We start from the raw sequence: 2,555 nt of genomic DNA, 5'->3' as shown, positions 1-2,555 counted from the left end.
CGTGGAGTATGAGCTAAATACTCTATTGGAAGGTTATGGTGCTAAATTTGCAATTAATTTTTCTTGATTACTTAATATACCCATAGATTACGGAGAGAACAAATGAGCAGGGTAATGGATAAAATCAATCAACTACTTGATCGTTCAGGCCTGATATTTACACTGATCACGGAAAATTTACCGGAACAAACTTTTGCCGTTGTCGATTTTTCTCTGAATGAAGCGCTATCAACCCCTTTTCGGTTGGAAGCCACATTGACCTGTAAAACCTCGGAGATTAACTTTGCCGATGTCCTCGACAGAAATGCCGCTTTTGCCGTTTACCGTAATGGGCAGGCTGAACGACAGATTACCGGCATAGTGACACATTTTTCACTGCTGTCCACCGGACGTCATCGCAGCCATTACCATATCACCATTCAACCACCGCTATGGCGGGCATCATTGCGGGTCAATAGCCGGATTTTCCAGAACCAATCCGTGATGGATATCGTTGAAATTCTACTGCGGGAAAACGGTGTAAGCAGTTTCTTCTTTGCCCTCGGTTACAAACATCCACCACGGGAATTCTGTGTTCAGTACGATGAAAGCGACCTCGCCTTTATCCAACGCTTACTGGCCGATGAAGGTATTTTTTACTACTTTACTTTCGATCAGGAACAGCACGAACAACGTATTGTGTTTCACGACTCCTGCCTTTCCCTCAATCAGGTCATTACTGTCCCTTACCGTCCGGAAACTGATGCAACAGGTGAAACAACCTGTATCCGTCAATTTAGCTGGTCAGAACAAGTCGGTGTTGCCAATATCACTACCAAAGACCGGACATTCAAAAACCCGCGCTGGAACCGGGAGTTTTGGTATGAAGGCCGTAATCTTGAGCATCAGCGGCTACTGAACAGTTATCACTATTACGATTTTCCCAGCCGTTATAAGGACGATGCGCTGGGACAACGGGCAAGCCAGTACCGTCTGGAATACCTGCGCAGGGATACTCAGCTTGGCAACGGTCAGGGTGACTGTTTTGCTCTGTGGCCGGGGCAGTTGTTTAGCTTGACCGATCATCCCAGAGACGCGTTCAATGACCAATGGCAGCTTATCCAAATCACTCATTCCGGACAACAGCCACAGGCAGACGAAACCCATTCCGGAGGGAGTGGTACATGGCTGTCCAATCAATTTACCTTCACCCGCCGGAAAAATTCTTATCGCCCTTCCCCCTATCCGAAACCCAAAATGGAAGGCCCGCATATCGCCACTGTCGTTGGGCCAGAGGGAGAAGAAATCTTTTGTGATGAACATGGGCGCGTCCGTATTCAGTTTGACTGGGACAGGTACGGTGAATTCAATGATCGCAGTTCCTGCTGGGTGCGTGTCAGCCAAGCGTGGGCAGGGCAATTGATGGGGATGATCGCCATTCCCCGCATTGGTCACGAAGTGCTGGTCGATTTTGTCCACGGTGATCCCGACCAACCGATTATTGTCGGGCGGGCCTATCACGCCAACAATATTCCGCCAAACCGCCTGCCGATGGAAAAAACCCAGATGTCGATCCGCTCGAAAACGCATAAAGGCGAAGGGTTTAACGAACTGCGTTTTGAAGATGAGAAAGATCGCGAAGAGATATTTATTCATGCCCAGAAAAACCTGGCCATTAAGGTGCTCAATTCACGCGGAGAACGAATTAACTATGACCGCACAACCAGCATTGGGCATGACGATGAACTGGTCATTGCCAATAACCGCAAAGTCACGGTAGAAGGCCAGCAAGACCATAAAACCACAGGCAACTATATTGAGCAAACTGACGGTGATCGCTCATTACAAGTCAAAGGCGACTTAATTGAAAAAATTCAGGGTGTGTTAAGTGTAGATATACAAGGGGATATCACCCTGCAAAGCGGCAGTAAAGTCACCCTGAGTGTCGGCGGCAGTCCCGGCGATTTACTGGCCCCCGCCAACCCCGCCATTCTGCTGGCCGCCGCCGGCGAAGGTTCAATGTTTGTCGCCCATTGCCCGATGAAGGAGAAGCAGGAATGAGTCAGGAGATACTTTACGCCATTATTGATGGGGCGGCAGAACCGAATTTGTCTTTGATGCTGGAACGCTACGATCCGCCTTCCACCTGTCTTTACAGTGAACCGTTACAGCCAGAGCTGGCTGAGATTGCGCCTTATTTGGTGCAGGTCAATGAAGAGGTGAAAATCTGGCTGGAATGCCGCAAAACGCCGTGGGGAATTTATCTGCACAGCACAGCAGATTTGAAAACCCTGCGCCACCATTTACGGAAATACCTGCAAGTGCTACTTCCTGGGCAAGAAAAACCGGTCTTTTTCCGTTTTTACGACCCGCGCAATATCTGGGATTTCCTCGAAGTCTTAAGTGATTGGGAAATGCATTGCTTATTGGGGTCTATACGCAATTAACTTGAAGAGGCGGGTTTTAAAATCTGGAAGTTATCAGTCAACCGAGTGGTGGGCTCTTTCGCTTTTTCTGGCAATGTGACATGAAAAAAGTGACGCAGCGTTTCACGGAATGTTTTGGTATCCGGAAAA

At 48.3% G+C, this 2,555-nt stretch carries 2 protein-coding genes; both read left to right on the top strand.

Going from position 1 to position 2,555, the window contains the following annotated elements; genetic code table 11:
• Positions 1–102: 102 nt before the first annotated feature.
• The gene (locus NXS07_RS19405) at positions 103–2,040 is read left to right on the top strand and encodes a type VI secretion system Vgr family protein (RefSeq protein WP_258087452.1); all 1,938 of its coding nucleotides are present in this window, start codon (positions 103–105) and stop codon (positions 2,038–2,040) included.
• Positions 2,037–2,426 (top strand): DUF4123 domain-containing protein, encoded by a 390-nt coding sequence (locus tag NXS07_RS19400; RefSeq protein WP_258087451.1) that lies wholly within the window; start codon positions 2,037–2,039, stop codon positions 2,424–2,426. The genes NXS07_RS19405 and NXS07_RS19400 overlap by 4 nt, the downstream gene beginning before the upstream one ends.
• Positions 2,427–2,555: the final 129 nt, after the last annotated feature.

Source organism: Xenorhabdus bovienii (genome assembly GCF_024721015.1).
GTDB classification, from domain to species: Bacteria; Pseudomonadota; Gammaproteobacteria; order Enterobacterales; family Enterobacteriaceae; genus Xenorhabdus; species Xenorhabdus bovienii.
This window is presented reverse-complemented; position numbering and strand designations above follow the sequence as displayed.